Genomic DNA, 14,313 nt, shown 5'->3' with positions numbered 1-14,313 from the left:
CACCAAACTTTGTGAAAGCCCTTATGAGCTATATTGCCTTAGCACGTAAATGGCGACCACGTACGTTTTCTCAACTGGTTGGCCAAGAGCACGTCACCAAAGCATTAACGAATTCGCTTAACCAGCAGCGATTGCATCATGCCTATTTATTTACTGGAACTCGCGGGATTGGTAAAACCAGCGTTGCGCGATTGCTGGCAAAAGCGCTTAATTGTGAGCAAGGAATTTCTGCAGAACCCTGTCTTCAATGTGATGCCTGCCTTGCCATTGAACAAGGCCGTTTTCTTGATCTGATTGAAATTGACGGCGCTTCACGCACGCGCGTTGAAGACACGCGAGAAATACTTGAAAATGTGCAATATGCGCCAACCAATGGCCGTTTCAAGATTTATCTTATCGATGAAGTACACATGTTATCGCAGCACAGTTTTAATGCATTACTTAAAACTTTAGAAGAACCACCAGAGCATGTTAAGTTTTTATTAGCCACAACAGACCCTCATAAATTACCTATCACGGTTTTATCACGATGCTTGCAATTTAATCTTAAACCAATGCAAGCAGACATTATCTGCCAACAATTGCAATTTATTTTAAAAAATGAACAATTATCTTCTGAAGCAGAAGCAATAGAATTACTAGCCAATGCTGCTCGTGGCAGCATGCGTGATGCATTAAGCCTGCTGGATCAAGCGATCGCATGCAGCAGTGGCCATTTAAGCACGACCGATACAAAAAATATTCTTGGCTATACTCAGCAAAATTATGCCATGCAATTATTGCATGCTATGGCAGAATTCAACCCGCAAAAGCTCCTCCACATCAGTAAACAAATTGCCGCTGAGGGAGGAAATTTTCATTACGTCTTGGATGAAATGCTTAGTTATCTCCACCAAATTTGCGTCACTCAAAACCTGCCGGGTGATAACCCCCTGCTGCGACTTTCTGCGGATATTTTAAGTTTGAGCACCAAATTTTCTGCAGAAGACACTCAATTATTCTATCAAATTGGAATAAAAGGTCTGGAGGAGCTGCACCTTGCTCCCTCATCGGTTATTGGGTTTGAAATGACCTTATTGCGTATGTATACATTCAGACCAGCCCCTAAAAACATATCACCACCATTAGCTTACGAAAATAAGGCAGACAGCATCCATTCTTCCACCTCAAGCAATCAGGCCCCCATGCCTGTTATTCATCATTCTCCTGTTTTAAATCCATCTGAACAGGAATTACAATCAGAAACCAAAGCACCCTCACCACCGCCTAATGAATTGCAGCCATCATTGCAACCAACCATTACACCCGTCATTGAAAATCATAATCAATCCATGAAGGATGAACATTGGCACAACGTATTACCAAAGCTTAAATTGAATGGATTAGCATTGAACGCTGCAGAGAATACGGAATGGGTCAGCAAACTTGGTGCAGAAGTGACGCTTCGTATTGCCAATAGCCATCAATCCGTTTTTACAACGGCAGTGATTCAGCGAATAGAAAAAGCATTGGCTGATTATTATCATGAAACGGTAAAATTAATTCTGCAAACCAATGAAGTTTTACAGTCATCACCAGCACAGCAAAAGAAAATTACACAAGAAAAACAGTATCAAGAAGCCGAATCAGCATTGCAAGATGATCCACTTTTTCAACAAATTCAACGGGAGTTTGCTGCAACATTGGTTAAAAATTCTATTGTACCGCGCCAAGATGACCTATAATTATCTGAATTCTGATAAAATAACCAGCAATGAGGTTATCTCATGGCACAAAAATGGTCGATAAATGTCGCTACATTGAATGTATTTTTTTCTCAGAAAATTTTTAATAACCAACTGATAAGAGGTTCCAATGGATATCAATCAAAATCTTAGCAACTTAATGAAAGAAGCTCAAAAGATGCAACAACGCATGCAAGAAGCACAGCAACAATTGAGTCAATTAATTGTGCATGGCGAAGCAGGTGGAGGTATGGTAAAAATCGAAATGAATGGTCGTCATGATGTAACAAAAGTTAAAATAAGCCCTGCCCTTATGAACGAAGACATTGAAATGTTGGAGGATTTGCTTGCTGCAGCAGTCAATGATGCCGTTCGAAAAGTTGAAAAAGCATCCAAAGAAAAAATCAGTCAATTAACTGCCGGCCTGAATATTCCAAGTGATTTTATGAAGGGTGGAAAAGAAGACGACAAAGAATAATACATTATGGATGCTTTATCTCGCTTGGTAGAAGCATTGCGATGTTTGCCTGGCGTTGGCCCTAAATCCGCACAACGCATGGTGTTCCATTTACTTCAGCGTCAACGGCAACGCGGTTTGCACTTGGCTGCTTGTCTTGAGGACGCCATGCAGAATGTTCGCAATTGTGAACGCTGCAACAACTACACAATGGATGTTTTTTGCTCCATATGCCAAAACAATGAAAGGGATAAAACAACGCTCTGTGTGGTTGAAAGTCCGGCCGATGTTGCAGCAATTGAGCAAAGTCATGCATTCAATGGCAGTTATTATGTATTAATGAATAAAATTTCTCCCTTGGATGGTATAGGACCTGAAGAGATAGGTTTGTCCAAACTACAATCTCTGATTGAACATGAAAACATCAAGGAAGTTATTTTGGCGTTGAGTCCTACCATCGAAGGACAAACTACTATTCATTTTATTCATGAATTGTTAAATTCTCATCCAGTAAATATTAGCCAATTGGCGCATGGCATTCCCTCGGGAGGAGAATTGGAATTTCTGGATGGAAATACGATTGGCAGCGCTCTGCGAAATCGCGCAAAACTTATGATTTAGATAGATGATAATCCATGAATATGGTTAATTTAAAATTACGGTTTGGTCTTCTCGTGTTTGGTTTATTGTTCAGTACAATGGCCATGGCATCATTTCATAAAAATTTATGGCCAAGATGGAGTATTCATAATCCTTTGTCTACAGAAGTAATCCCACATCAGGAGTGGCAAGACTTTTTATCGAGATGTGTCGTTACTAATCAAGAAGGAATCAATCTTGTTGATTACCCGCATTTATCAAAAAGAGACCTTGATTTACTTGAGCGTTATATTAACCGTCTGTCTCAAATTGATATCACGAATTATAATCGCCAGGAGCAATTGGCATTTTGGTTAAACCTTTATAATGCACTTACCGTACAAATCATAGCCCATTATTATCCAGTAGCCAGCATTCAAGAAATTAATATCTCTCCAGGATTGTTTAGTGTTGGGCCCTGGGGGGCAAATCTTATTACTTTAAACGGCATACAATTATCGCTGGACGAAATTCATAATCGTATCATCAGAGCCATTTGGAACGACCCTCGAACCCATTATGCCATAAACAATGGCAGCATCGGTGCCGCCAATCTCAGCAAGCAAGCTTTCCAAGGTGCCTTATTAGAAAATCAATTAAATGAAGCGGCGTCGCAATATATAAATTCATTGCGGGGCACGCAAATTATTGAAGGGAAATTAATTGTATCAAAAATTTATGATTGGTTTATTGATGATTTTGGTGGAGAAGAGCAAGACTTAATTAAACACTTATCGCAATATGCTTACAAACCATTACGTGAAAAATTAAAACAAATCAATAAAATTAACACGTATACCTATAATTGGCATTTAAACAGCACCATTACAGAATCCTAAGTAATCACTATTATCCTTAAGATTCAACCGTCTTGAACAACTCCTCCAAATTGGTATTCGGCCGGGGGGTCTTCTTTGTATATAAAGTAATAATTCGAATCACCGCATTGCGATTTCTCCGGCCAGGCGTTAGTTTTTTTTCAGTCAGCTCATGTAAATCATGTTTATAAGGTGCGGTAGAAATATGGCGTGTTGCCAGCTCATCACGTAATGCACTCATCACACAAGCTAGTGACCCATACACTCGATTGATTGCATCAAGCTCAGCAGAATTTAAAGCCGGCAGCCAAGACAATAACTCACCACGTTTAACAACCAATAAAGTACGCATCAAATAATTACTGTCTTTATTTGCAAAATAACCATACAAGTCAAGACATTCAGTCGTCGTTAATTGACGGTACAATGACCGCATCTGATGAAAAAAATCATCCTTAGAATTAACCTGCCCATGGTGTTTGATAAATTTCTGTTCTAGTATCATGACTGCGTCGATTAATCGTGCTGGATTAAACCAAAATTTATAAGCACAAAATATCTCATGCAATTGATTCATACTGGGATGAGCCTCAGTGATTGCTATACTTATATTCCAGGATTTAATGGCTGACAAAATTAAATCACGACAATCATCGCCGATCTCGATTTCTATCCCTTGGGGCAAGTCTTCGCTATGAAACAAATAATCCTGTATTTTAGGTAATCCTCTTTGAGTGATTGTTTGCACCAAAGTTTGATGTAATATTTCAATAAAATCATATAATAAGGATAATCTATTTTTTACGGAAACCAATTTTTCCGGATGCAATGAGTGATTAAAAAGCTTTTGGGGGTAGAGCTTATAGAAAAAAATAGCACTAATAATGTGCAAATATTCCTCATGCCTAAACGCATTAGCTAAATGCAATAACTGCTGATTATCCAACTGTGAAAGATGCACAAGACAATCATTTACATTAATTCCTGACTGCTGGTTAGCAAACAAAACAATTGCCTTAAGCCAATCATTGGGAGCGGAAGCCTGAATCAATGGTTTAATGGCATGAAACCAAGCCACATCCTCTACTTTCTGTCTGGACGCAACATCACCTCTGGAGATTAATAATTTAAGCTGCTGGTACTGGCGATGCAAAGCCTGTATTTTTGTAAGTTCTTCGACAATGGTTATTGAATAAAGACCCAGAGATTGTAATGACTCAATCTGTGCGTAACAGTCAAACCAGGTTTTAAAGGACAACTCGCCTGCCTCGTCAGGCATTATAGGTCGATACTTTGAATCCATCATTTTTAAATACTGGTCATAGCAACGAATTAGCGAAGTACACAATGCCACAACCTCTTCGACGGGTGGTGTTCGTTCATTGCCACCGGTTAAATAAAATTTAAGACGGCTCTCCAATTGCTTGATTTCATATTTTATCAGTGCCTTAGAGTGATGAAGACTGCTAACCAACCAATCAATATTATGATTTTTCATGGGAATCATCCCTATTTTCAGCGCCTTGCCTCAAATGGATCATAGGGCATTTCCCATCCTGGATTAGCCCTCTAGCTCATATAAAATCTAATTATAAGCATACCATCTATTGATTGAATTTACCGCAACGTGCACGTCATCTTGTTGCAAAGCCCCTAACCACCATGATTTGCCTTATTTTATCCCTGAACTATTATTTTAATAAGCAACCAAGGAAAAAACCATGCTGAAAAACAAGCGTCATTCATTCGATATTTTTCTTTTACATCTGCTTGCAAATCGAAAAATTGCGCCTGATTTGCTTGCTGAATTAGTAGGATTACAAACAGCCAATCGTATTCTTGATAATGCAAATAATTGGATGGGAATACCCACTTTGGGGCGAGGGACTGCGGCAGTCCTTCATGGACAATTACATGAATTTTTAGGAGCTATTCCTGACATTAAGGCACAAATTGCCGACTATTGGGAAAAATCTCAATCCAAAAATAACCAAGAAGACTTGCAAGCCGACCATAGACCTGTTTACGATGCACCACCCACAAAACCATTGTCACCAAAATTCTAACACCCCTGTTATCAAAAAGCAGGAATAGGACTTACGAAAAATCTCAAGGTCAAAGCAAAAAGAAATGTTAATGTGGGAATTTAGATTGCAAATGACCAAATCAACATTTCTTTTTAACGCAGAGGTTGGGCGTTTGTCGTAAGCCCTAAGGAAACTTTGATGATGACACATCCGAACTACTTATTAATTGTTGATAAAAAACCTATTGATACAAAACTCATTGATTATTTTAAAACATTTGGATTCAGCATCATCCAAAAAACATCTCTTCAGCATTTGTGTCTGAATCCCCCTCTTCCTGTTGCCTTATTGATACACTGGTCTCTAATTCAAAAAAATGATGAAGTAATAAATCAATTGTCTCACCAATATCCAACGCCAATTATCATTTTCAACGATTCTGCCAATGAGGAAATTTGTGTCCAAATGCTTGAAGCTGGCGCGGATGACTTTATGACAGAACCTATGCTTCCACGTGAGTTGCATGCTCGTATTAACGCCATCAGTCGTCGCGTAAAACACACGCCCCCTTCTTCTGAAGCAAAAATAGAAGTTCTTTTATTTGGCAATTGCCGAATTTATCCCAGTGCAAGGCAATGTTTTAAAAACCATACCGAATTGTCATTAAGTAATAAGGAATATGATCTGCTATTAGCTTTTGTGCGCCACCCTCAACAGGTATTAAGTCGGAAATTTTTATTGCAAATGATTAACATTGACCATTCAACCCGTGTTGCAAGGCAGCTGGATGTCCAGATTAGTCGGTTACGACAGAAAATCGAAACGAATGCAAAACAACCGAAATTGATTAAAACGATTAGATATGAGGGTTATTTTTTTGCAACCCCAGTTCTATCTATTAAAGAATAAAATCAGCTATTTCTTCTCTTACTAACTTTTATCATTCGCACGCTTTTTATGATATTTTCACCAACTTTTAATACCTCAATCTGATAATTTTCAATCATCAAACAACAATCGGCAGGTGGAATATACCCTAAATATTCGATGATCAAACCACTTAACGTACGAGGTCCAATGGATGGCAATTGCCAGCTCATTAAGCGATTTAAATTTCGTAATGTAATGCTGGCATCGATAATCACCGAACCATCCTCTTGTGGTGTAATATCTTTACTTAGTGCAGCAATATCCGTGGTAAATTCTCCAACAACTTCTTCCAAAATATCTTCCATAGTAACCAAACCTTGCAAATCTCCATATTCATCAACCACAAAACAACTTCGGCGTTTCATCTTTCGAAAATTTAAAATCTGCACATTTAAAGGAGTCGCCTCGGGTATAAAATAGGGGGCCTCGGCAATTTTTAATAAAGCCTCCATATCAAAACGCTCTTCCAAAGCCAGATTTAATACATTCCTTATGTGAATCATTCCAATCAAATTATCAATCGTGCCTCGGTAAAGAGGCAGTCGAGTATGTTGAGCTGTCTCAAGCTGTTCTAGCAATTCATGCCAAGGCAATTCTAAATCAATGCCGATAATATCGGCTTTTGGAACCATGATATCCTCTACTCGAGCCTGTTCTAGATCAAGGAGACTAATCAACATGCTTTTATGTTCGACCGGTAAAAGCCCTCCAGCCTCATGCACGACTGAACGCAATTCCTCGCCTGATAATGTTTCTTTTTGCATGCGATTTATCGATATTCCAAATAAACGCAAGATACCATTGGCAATCCAGCTTATTAAATTGACCAAAGGCGCAAACACCAGTTGCATCACCATTAAAGGAAAAGAACAGATAAAGGCAATCTGCTGCGGATATAATGCAGCAAGCGTTTTAGGCGTTATTTCTGAAAATACTAAAATAATGAATGTCAATAATATAGCTGCCGCTAAAACACCACCATCTCCATACAACCGCTGTCCAATGAGGGTTGCGACCATGGAAGCAATGATATTAGCTAGCGTATTACCAATTAAAATGATACTAAGAAGCCTATCAGGATGTGCTAGTAACTGATTTACCCGGATGGCTTGTTTATGATTCTTCTTTACTAAATGCCGTAATCGATAGCGGTTCAAAGACATCATCCCAATCTCTGAACCAGAAAAAAAAGCTGAAATGACGATTAATACCAGTAACACAATCACCAATGTGATAATAGAGCCCTGCACAAACGATCCTTACGATGTATTTCGTAGCAAAAATCTTATCATCCCCTGCCGGCATATTACAAAAAGTTGTTTAAACAAATGCTCTCTTGCATACTGTTCTTATGCAAAATCAAAAGGGAGTTCAGCATGCGCTATGCTAAAGGATTATTAGCCATCGGCATTTTAGCGATGGGATCATGGATTGCCCCTGCAAATGCAGAGGCAATCCGCGTTATCGTCAAATACAAACAAACTCCAAAAACGATTGCGACGATGCATGCACAAATCGCACAGACTCTCCAGTTGCCTATTCAAGCAATACAACCCATCGCTGGCGGAGCTTATGTCATGACAGTGGACAGCCGCTTGTTACATCAAACAAACACTCAAACGACCGATATGAGCGCACTGGTGCTTGCGCGATTGCGAAAAAACCCTAATATTCTCTATGCTGTCAAAGATAGAATAGGTCATTTTAAACCGTTGCAACCGCCGGCAGGAAAACAGCGACCTCCCCGCCTCTCTCATGAAGCTCAGTGGGATGAATTTAAGCGACCAGGAGGAATTATGCTGGAATCTGGGCCAGGATTACTGGATGGCGCCTGGGCTTATACAACAGGCTTATATACACCGCCCGTCGTTGTCGCGGTATTAGATACAGGCATAGTCCTACATGACGGTTTAGAAAATAATTTACTTAAAGACTCAGACGGGCATGTATTAGGCTGGAATTTTGCTGCCAGCAACCATGACTTGAGTGATGAAACTTTATCTTTTCACGGCACTCACGTCGCTGGCACCATTGCAGGGTATGGCGACGTGATGAAAGGCATGGGAGAAAATCTAAAGATTCTTCCTGTAAAAATTCCAGATGAATCCGGTATGTTTTACGAAAGTGCTGTCATCAATGCCATCCGTTGGTCAGTTGGCGATCATGTGCCTGGAGTGCCTGATAATCCTTTTCCAGCGCAAATTTTAAATATGAGTTTTGGGGTTGACGAACGACCAGGAAAAGAAATTGATCATTGTGACGAGGCCCTTCAGGAAGCCATCTGGTTTGCACGCCAACAAGGCGCTGTCATCGTAACCGCCGCAGGCAATGATAACCGTTGGGAGCATTATAATGCCCCTGCCGTTTGTAATGGCACCATTAAAGTTGCCGCAACAGGCCCGCAAGGATGGCGTGCTTATTATTCCAACTATGGTCCGGCAGTGACCTTTGCCGCACCTGGTGGCGATCTTAGCAGTGGCCATCTTGAAGATGGCATTTTATCCACCGTCCATCCACAAGGTGGTTATCTACAATCAGGTTTTGATTTTTATCAAGGAACAAGCATGGCTGCTCCTCATGTTGCCGGTGTTGCTGGCCTTATCTTTGCCGTCAGCCCCAAAGTCCCTTCCCCAGAAAAAGTGGAGCAGATTTTATATACAACGACCCATGCTTTTGGTCCAACAGAAGACCCCAATAAATCATGCGTAGGAGAAAAACCTTGTGGGCATGGCATTCTCGATGCTGAACATGCCGTTCAAGCAGCACGTGCCCAATTTGACATCGTATTTTCTGCACCGACGAATAACTTACCAAACCTAATAAAATCAGATGCCCCTCGTTGGATTCCTATTAAACCTTCTCTTTCTTGGTTGCCAAAACAACAGCTACCCTATGTGTATCAGGGACATGACGGCAGAATTTATGCTCAATCAGGCTCTGCAAGTTACCAACTTGACACAGACATCTACGGAAACTGCCAAATCATTGGTTTTGACGGGGTTGGATGCCATCGATAATAAAAACAAGTCAATACAACGACCACTTTCGTGATGCGTTATAATGAATAGGTATTTATTAGATAATTACAATGGCTCATCACCCATGTGGTTTCAGCGCGGCTGATTACCACATGAGCAAGGCTAAACCTCGTGGTCTTTAAAGCCTGTATGTTTATGGAAATCGTAGATGGCGTATAGCAGATTCATTGACCTAACTGTGATATACTTTTTGTCATTTTATTTAAAGCGCATTTTTAAACTCATATGAGGTCATCCGTTTATCCGAGTTTTTAAAATCCGCTTCCTCAAATTATGAGAGACTTATCATGTTTGAAAATTTAACAGAACGCTTGACTCGTACCTTTAAAAATCTAAGCGGACAAGGACGTTTAACCGAAGACAACATGCAGCAAGCATTACGTGAGGTACGTATGTCATTGCTTGAAGCGGATGTTGCGTTGCCTGTTATAAAAGAATTTATAGAAGACATTAAACAAAAAGCTCTAGGACAGGAAGTCATGACCAGTTTAAAGCCCGATCAGGCTTTGATAAAAATTGTTCATGATGAATTAATTCATATTATGGGTGACACGCGTTCAGAATTGAATTTCAAAACCCAGCCACCTGCTATTTTTTTAATGGCGGGTTTGCAAGGTTCCGGTAAAACAACCAGCTCTGCCAAGCTTGCGCGTTATCTAAAAGAAACTGAAAAGAAAAAGTCATGTTGGCAAGTACCGACATTTACCGACCAGCCGCCATTCAACAATTAAAATTATTGGCAAATGAGCTCGACGTTGCTTTCTTCCCAGCCGATGTTCATGACCAGCCCCTTACCATTGCAAAAAATGCACTGGAAAGTGCAAAAAAACAATTTATTGATGTACTTATCATTGATACCGCAGGGCGTTTACACATTGACGATGAAATGATGGCTGAGATCAAAGCATTGCATCAGGCCATTCAACCCATAGAAACGCTTTTTGTTGTGGATAGCATGACCGGCCAAGATGCAGCCAATACTGCAAAAGCATTTCATGAGGCATTACCTCTTACCGGAGTCATTCTCACGAAAACGGATGGTGACGCTCGTGGAGGCGCGGCTCTTTCAGTTAGGCACATTACCGGACAACCCATCAAATTCATGGGAAGTGGTGAAAAAATCGATGCTCTTGAGCCTTTTCATCCCGAACGAGTGGCTTCCCGCATTCTTGGAATGGGAGACATTTTAACGCTGATTGAGGAAGTGCAGCGCAAAACAGATAAAATAGCCAGCGAAAAGCTAGCCAAAAAATTAAAAAGGAAAAGGATTTGATCTTGAGGATTTTAAACAACAACTACTGCAAATGAATAAAATGGGCGGTATTAGTGGAATGATGAGCAAACTGCCAGGCATGAATCAATTGCCGCAACAAGCGGTAGGACAGGTCAATGATAAAGCGCTTGCCCAAACCATCGCAATCATAAACTCTATGACCATGAAAGAACGGCGTGTTCCCAAACTGATTGTTGGTTCTCGTAAAAAGCGTATTGCTCAAGGCTCCGGAACCCAAATACAGGATGTAAATCGCTTATTAAAGCAGTTTAGCCAAATGCAAAAAATGATGAAAAAATTTACCAAACCGGGTGGGATTAAACAAATGATGCGCGGCATGGGGGGAATGGCTGGCATGAAAGGAATGTTTCCCGATGATTTCAACTAATTATGCCCAATTGCACGGAAACACTTCCAATACCAAGTTAATTTTCGTACAATACACGGCATTTTTACGTAACCACTCTTAAAGTAGAGGAAAACAATGGTCGTTATACGTTTATCACGAGCAGGTGCAAAAAAGCGTCCTTTCTATCACATCGTTGTAACCGACAGTCGAAGACGTCGTGATGGAAATTACATTGAACGTATTGGTTATTTTAATCCAGTCGCGCGAGGTCAGGAAATACGCTTGCACTTAGAAATAGACAAATTAAAAAATTGGGAAAAGGTAGGCGCGCAGCTGTCTGATCGCGTTAAATCTTTGGTTAAAGAATTCAGCAAGGCGGATAGTGCTGCAGCGTAACGTTAACGGTCATGATGAATGGGTTATCGTTGGTAAATTTGGCCGCCCGCATGGGGTCAAGGGGCTAATTACAGTAATTTCTTTTACCGAGCCTCGTGAAAATATACTTCACTATACGCCGTGGTATATTGGAACCAAAGAGGGCTGGCAACCACTGACACTACAACGTGCCGATATAAATAACAAACTTATTTTGGCACAACTAGAATGCTGTCATGATCGCGAGCAAGCCGCTCATCTGACGAATACAGAAATCGCTGTACGCCGTGCGCAATTTCCTGAATTAAAAGCTGGGGAATATTACTGGCATCAACTGATAGGGATGGACGTCATTAACCTTCAGGGGATTACCTTAGGAACAATTTCCGAGATCATGCCAACTGGATCGAATGATGTGTTGGTCATTTCCGGACAAAAACGTTTTTTGATTCCTTATCTGCCAGGTCACTATGTTCTTGAGATTGATGACCAAAAGAACCTCATCACGGTCGATTGGGATGTGGATTTTTAATCAATGTTGCATTTGGGTATCATCAGCTTGCTGCCGGATATATTCGCAAGCCTCGACTATGGCATTACCGGCCGAGCTATAAAACGTGGTTTGGTTAGGCTTGACCATTGGAATCCAAGAGATTGGGCAAGCAGACCATACCGGCAAGTGGATGATAAACCCTACGGAGGCGGGCCTGGAATGGTTATGATGTATGAACCCATACATGCCGCCATTATTGCTGCTCGCAGCCAGATGCCGCCTGACTGTAAAACCATCTACCTTAGTCCGCAAGGTAGAACCATCCAGCAGGCTGACTTAAATTGCATTGCTGAACATGGCCAATCTTTACTTTTTTTGGCCGGACGATATGAAGGAATTGACGAACGGATTATTAGCCAACATGTTGATGAAGAATGGTCTCTGGGAGATTTTGTATTAAGTGGCGGTGAATTAGCGGCCATGGTATTTATTGATGCCATTGTAAGATTACTTCCGGGAAGTCTGGGAGATCATGAATCAGCCCGCCAGGATTCTTTTATGAATGGCCTGCTTGATCATCCACACTATACACGACCAGCGGTTATTCATGGAGAACAAGTTCCGGCTGTGTTGATGAATGGCAATCATCGGGACATTGAGCGATGGCGAAGAAAGCAATCATTGGGGAAAACCTGGTTAAAACGGCCCGATTTATTGCAAAATATGCAATTAAGCGATGTAGATGAGCAATTATTAACTGAATTTAAATGCGAATATAATGAATCCTGTTAAACAACCTTCTAGCAGGATTTACATGTTTGAGTAAAACCGAATATTTTTTAGGAGTGGCTATGACAAATATTATTGATCAACTTAATGCCGAACAAATGCAAGGCAAAGACATCCCCGACTTCAGTCCTGGTGATACCGTTGTGGTTCAGGTTAAAGTAAAAGAAGGTAACCGCGAACGTTTGCAAGCATTTGAAGGTTTAGTCATTGCTAAACGCAACCGCGGCCTTAACTCAGCTTTTACTGTCCGTAAAATTTCGCACAGTGTTGGCGTAGAGCGTGTTTTTCAAACCTATAGCCCTGTGGTTGCCAGCATTACCGTAAAACGCCGTGGTGATGTACGTCGTGCCAAACTATATTACTTACGTAACTTGGCCGGACGTGCTGCCCGTATCAAAGAAAAACTGGCCATGAAAAAAGACTAATTTAGTCCCTCGTTGCCATTAAATTAAATACAAGGCACTGCTTATCATCCCATCCATGCTTTAAATGCAGCATGACGTGATAATAAGCAGTGCTGTATGTTAATAAAATAATAACGCCAAAAATTCCGACCAGGAAGCATCGATTACAACTTGCCCCTCCTATTAATCCTACGTAAAGGCATTCAAAGCTCGTGATTTTAACCAGCCAACGAGGCTATACCTCATTTGATAAGTCGTATTTACTTCATGAGGAAATTCACTGCGGAAACACACAAAGCGGTTAGGAATTGGTTGAATGGTTACCAAATCTCGATTGTCTTGATCACAATCATAAAGAATTAACTCCCCACCATCCCCTGCTTTCCAAGTTTTATTAAGATAATAAACACAAGAAATACGTCTATCTCTTGTGGTTGCAAATTGGTCGACGTGTTTTTTATAGAATGATCCGGGATTGTACACCGCGAAATGAGACTCAAAATCAACCAACCCAAGAAATAACGCTTGATTGAGTCTTTGAGATATATTATTTACCGCCGCGAAATAAACTTGTAGAGCATCATGTTCTGAGTCTTTGCTTAGCCAGCAGAGTTTATCCGTACGGATTTTATTATTATGTACCGCCTGTTGTCCATGTCCAATTTTTGCGTCTCTAAAATGACCATCCTGATGCTTTGTTTTTATTAGGATGTGTAGTGTCTGGTAATGAAAATCGTTAAGAAAATTATCAATAATATGAAATCCATGCTGATGGATTTTATCTTCAATGTTTTCTAATTGAATCAATTTTTATCCAAAATAGACAACGGTCGCAGATTTTAGCGCAGTGATCAAACAAAATAAACATGCTATAGATTAAAGAGTCTGTTTACATTTCATTTTGCGAAGCGAACATTTGGGTGATTGAGTGTCATTTGGCGTATGCATGAGGTGAATAGCAAACTCTCTAACGAATTTAACCTAAGGTGGCGCCAAG

Annotated in this window: 14 protein-coding genes and 1 pseudogene; 12 read left to right on the top strand and 3 right to left on the bottom strand. The window is 40.5% G+C overall.

Annotated features, from left to right (window positions below; translation table 11 throughout):
* Nucleotides 1-23 precede the first annotated feature (23 nt).
* From dnaX to LOA_RS02100, 4 genes are all read left to right on the top strand, one after another.
* Entirely contained in the window at nucleotides 24-1,724 is a 1,701-nt protein-coding gene (gene dnaX, locus LOA_RS02115) for a DNA polymerase III subunit gamma/tau (protein ID WP_025384942.1), read from the top strand.
* A 130-nt stretch (nucleotides 1,725-1,854) separates the two neighbouring features.
* Nucleotides 1,855-2,202: a YbaB/EbfC family nucleoid-associated protein gene (locus tag LOA_RS02110; RefSeq protein WP_025384941.1), complete on the top strand. Its 348-nt coding sequence runs from the start codon at nucleotides 1,855-1,857 to the stop codon at nucleotides 2,200-2,202.
* Between the two features lie 6 nt (nucleotides 2,203-2,208).
* Nucleotides 2,209-2,802: a recombination mediator RecR gene (gene recR / locus LOA_RS02105; protein WP_025384940.1), complete on the top strand. Its 594-nt coding sequence runs from the start codon at nucleotides 2,209-2,211 to the stop codon at nucleotides 2,800-2,802.
* A gap of 14 nt (nucleotides 2,803-2,816) precedes the next feature.
* Complete coding sequence (locus LOA_RS02100; RefSeq protein ID WP_025384939.1) at nucleotides 2,817-3,659, top strand: DUF547 domain-containing protein; 843 nt, start codon at nucleotides 2,817-2,819, stop codon at nucleotides 3,657-3,659.
* Between the two features lie 16 nt (nucleotides 3,660-3,675).
* Here LOA_RS02100 and LOA_RS02095 read toward each other — a convergent pair whose 3' ends face one another.
* Nucleotides 3,676-5,136: a hypothetical protein gene (locus tag LOA_RS02095; RefSeq protein WP_051398905.1), complete on the bottom strand. Its 1,461-nt coding sequence runs from the start codon at nucleotides 5,134-5,136 to the stop codon at nucleotides 3,676-3,678.
* 223 nt (nucleotides 5,137-5,359) lie between these two features.
* Between LOA_RS02095 and LOA_RS02090 the strand changes: the two genes are divergently transcribed.
* Both LOA_RS02090 and LOA_RS02085 read left to right on the top strand, forming a co-directional pair.
* Complete coding sequence (locus tag LOA_RS02090; protein WP_025384937.1) at nucleotides 5,360-5,704, top strand: hypothetical protein; 345 nt, start codon at nucleotides 5,360-5,362, stop codon at nucleotides 5,702-5,704.
* A 159-nt stretch (nucleotides 5,705-5,863) separates the two neighbouring features.
* Nucleotides 5,864-6,574, top strand: coding sequence for a winged helix-turn-helix domain-containing protein (locus LOA_RS02085; protein WP_025384936.1), 711 nt, complete (start codon nucleotides 5,864-5,866; stop codon nucleotides 6,572-6,574).
* Between the two features lie 2 nt (nucleotides 6,575-6,576).
* Here LOA_RS02085 and LOA_RS02080 read toward each other — a convergent pair whose 3' ends face one another.
* Nucleotides 6,577-7,845, bottom strand: coding sequence for an HlyC/CorC family transporter (locus LOA_RS02080; protein ID WP_025384935.1), 1,269 nt, complete (start codon nucleotides 7,843-7,845; stop codon nucleotides 6,577-6,579).
* 126 nt (nucleotides 7,846-7,971) lie between these two features.
* Between LOA_RS02080 and LOA_RS02075 the strand changes: the two genes are divergently transcribed.
* The 6 genes and pseudogenes from LOA_RS02075 to rplS all read left to right on the top strand — a co-directional run bounded on the left by LOA_RS02075 (nucleotide 7,972) and on the right by rplS (nucleotide 13,337).
* On the top strand, nucleotides 7,972-9,612 hold the full coding sequence (locus LOA_RS02075) for a S8 family serine peptidase (RefSeq protein ID WP_025384934.1): 1,641 nt from the start codon (nucleotides 7,972-7,974) through the stop codon (nucleotides 9,610-9,612).
* Nucleotides 9,613-9,920: 308 nt separating this feature from the next.
* Nucleotides 9,921-11,294 (top strand): annotated as a pseudogene (gene ffh, locus LOA_RS02070) (signal recognition particle protein).
* Between the two features lie 96 nt (nucleotides 11,295-11,390).
* On the top strand, nucleotides 11,391-11,651 hold the full coding sequence (rpsP, locus tag LOA_RS02065; protein WP_025384933.1) for a 30S ribosomal protein S16: 261 nt from the start codon (nucleotides 11,391-11,393) through the stop codon (nucleotides 11,649-11,651).
* Nucleotides 11,638-12,162: a ribosome maturation factor RimM gene (gene rimM / locus LOA_RS02060; protein ID WP_025384932.1), complete on the top strand. Its 525-nt coding sequence runs from the start codon at nucleotides 11,638-11,640 to the stop codon at nucleotides 12,160-12,162. Before rpsP ends, rimM begins: the two co-directional genes overlap by 14 nt.
* Before the next feature lie 3 nt (nucleotides 12,163-12,165).
* Nucleotides 12,166-12,915 carry a tRNA (guanosine(37)-N1)-methyltransferase TrmD gene (gene trmD, locus LOA_RS02055; protein WP_025384931.1) on the top strand — a complete coding sequence of 250 codons (750 nt, stop codon included), beginning with the start codon at nucleotides 12,166-12,168 and terminating at the stop codon, nucleotides 12,913-12,915.
* 59 nt (nucleotides 12,916-12,974) lie between these two features.
* On the top strand, nucleotides 12,975-13,337 hold the full coding sequence (gene rplS, locus LOA_RS02050) for a 50S ribosomal protein L19 (RefSeq protein ID WP_025384930.1): 363 nt from the start codon (nucleotides 12,975-12,977) through the stop codon (nucleotides 13,335-13,337).
* A 168-nt stretch (nucleotides 13,338-13,505) separates the two neighbouring features.
* On the opposite strand, the gene LOA_RS02045 is transcribed toward rplS, so the two are convergent.
* Nucleotides 13,506-14,123 carry a 2OG-Fe(II) oxygenase gene (locus LOA_RS02045; protein WP_025384929.1) on the bottom strand — a complete coding sequence of 206 codons (618 nt, stop codon included), beginning with the start codon at nucleotides 14,121-14,123 and terminating at the stop codon, nucleotides 13,506-13,508.
* Nucleotides 14,124-14,313 lie beyond the last annotated feature (190 nt).

Source organism: Legionella oakridgensis ATCC 33761 = DSM 21215, from assembly GCF_000512355.1.
Classification (GTDB): Bacteria; Pseudomonadota; Gammaproteobacteria; order Legionellales; family Legionellaceae; genus Legionella_A; species Legionella_A oakridgensis.
The sequence above is the reverse complement of the archived record's forward strand: the minus strand, read 5'-3'. Positions and strand labels throughout refer to the sequence as shown.

What these genes read in the sequence shown, in the direction of transcription:
- dnaX (WP_025384942.1), top strand. Translation starts at nt 24, where the DNA reads ATGAGCTATATTGCCTTAGCACGTAAATGGCGACCACGTACGTTTTCT.
- LOA_RS02110 (WP_025384941.1), top strand. Translation starts at nt 1,855, where the DNA reads ATGGATATCAATCAAAATCTTAGCAACTTAATGAAAGAAGCTCAAAAG.
- recR (WP_025384940.1), top strand. Translation starts at nt 2,209, where the DNA reads ATGGATGCTTTATCTCGCTTGGTAGAAGCATTGCGATGTTTGCCTGGC.
- LOA_RS02100 (WP_025384939.1), top strand. Translation starts at nt 2,817, where the DNA reads ATGAATATGGTTAATTTAAAATTACGGTTTGGTCTTCTCGTGTTTGGT.
- LOA_RS02095 (WP_051398905.1), bottom strand. Translation starts at nt 5,136, where the DNA reads ATGAAAAATCATAATATTGATTGGTTGGTTAGCAGTCTTCATCACTCT.
- LOA_RS02090 (WP_025384937.1), top strand. Translation starts at nt 5,360, where the DNA reads ATGCTGAAAAACAAGCGTCATTCATTCGATATTTTTCTTTTACATCTG.
- LOA_RS02085 (WP_025384936.1), top strand. Translation starts at nt 5,864, where the DNA reads ATGATGACACATCCGAACTACTTATTAATTGTTGATAAAAAACCTATT.
- LOA_RS02075 (WP_025384934.1), top strand. Translation starts at nt 7,972, where the DNA reads ATGCGCTATGCTAAAGGATTATTAGCCATCGGCATTTTAGCGATGGGA.
- rpsP (WP_025384933.1), top strand. Translation starts at nt 11,391, where the DNA reads ATGGTCGTTATACGTTTATCACGAGCAGGTGCAAAAAAGCGTCCTTTC.
- trmD (WP_025384931.1), top strand. Translation starts at nt 12,166, where the DNA reads ATGTTGCATTTGGGTATCATCAGCTTGCTGCCGGATATATTCGCAAGC.
- rplS (WP_025384930.1), top strand. Translation starts at nt 12,975, where the DNA reads ATGACAAATATTATTGATCAACTTAATGCCGAACAAATGCAAGGCAAA.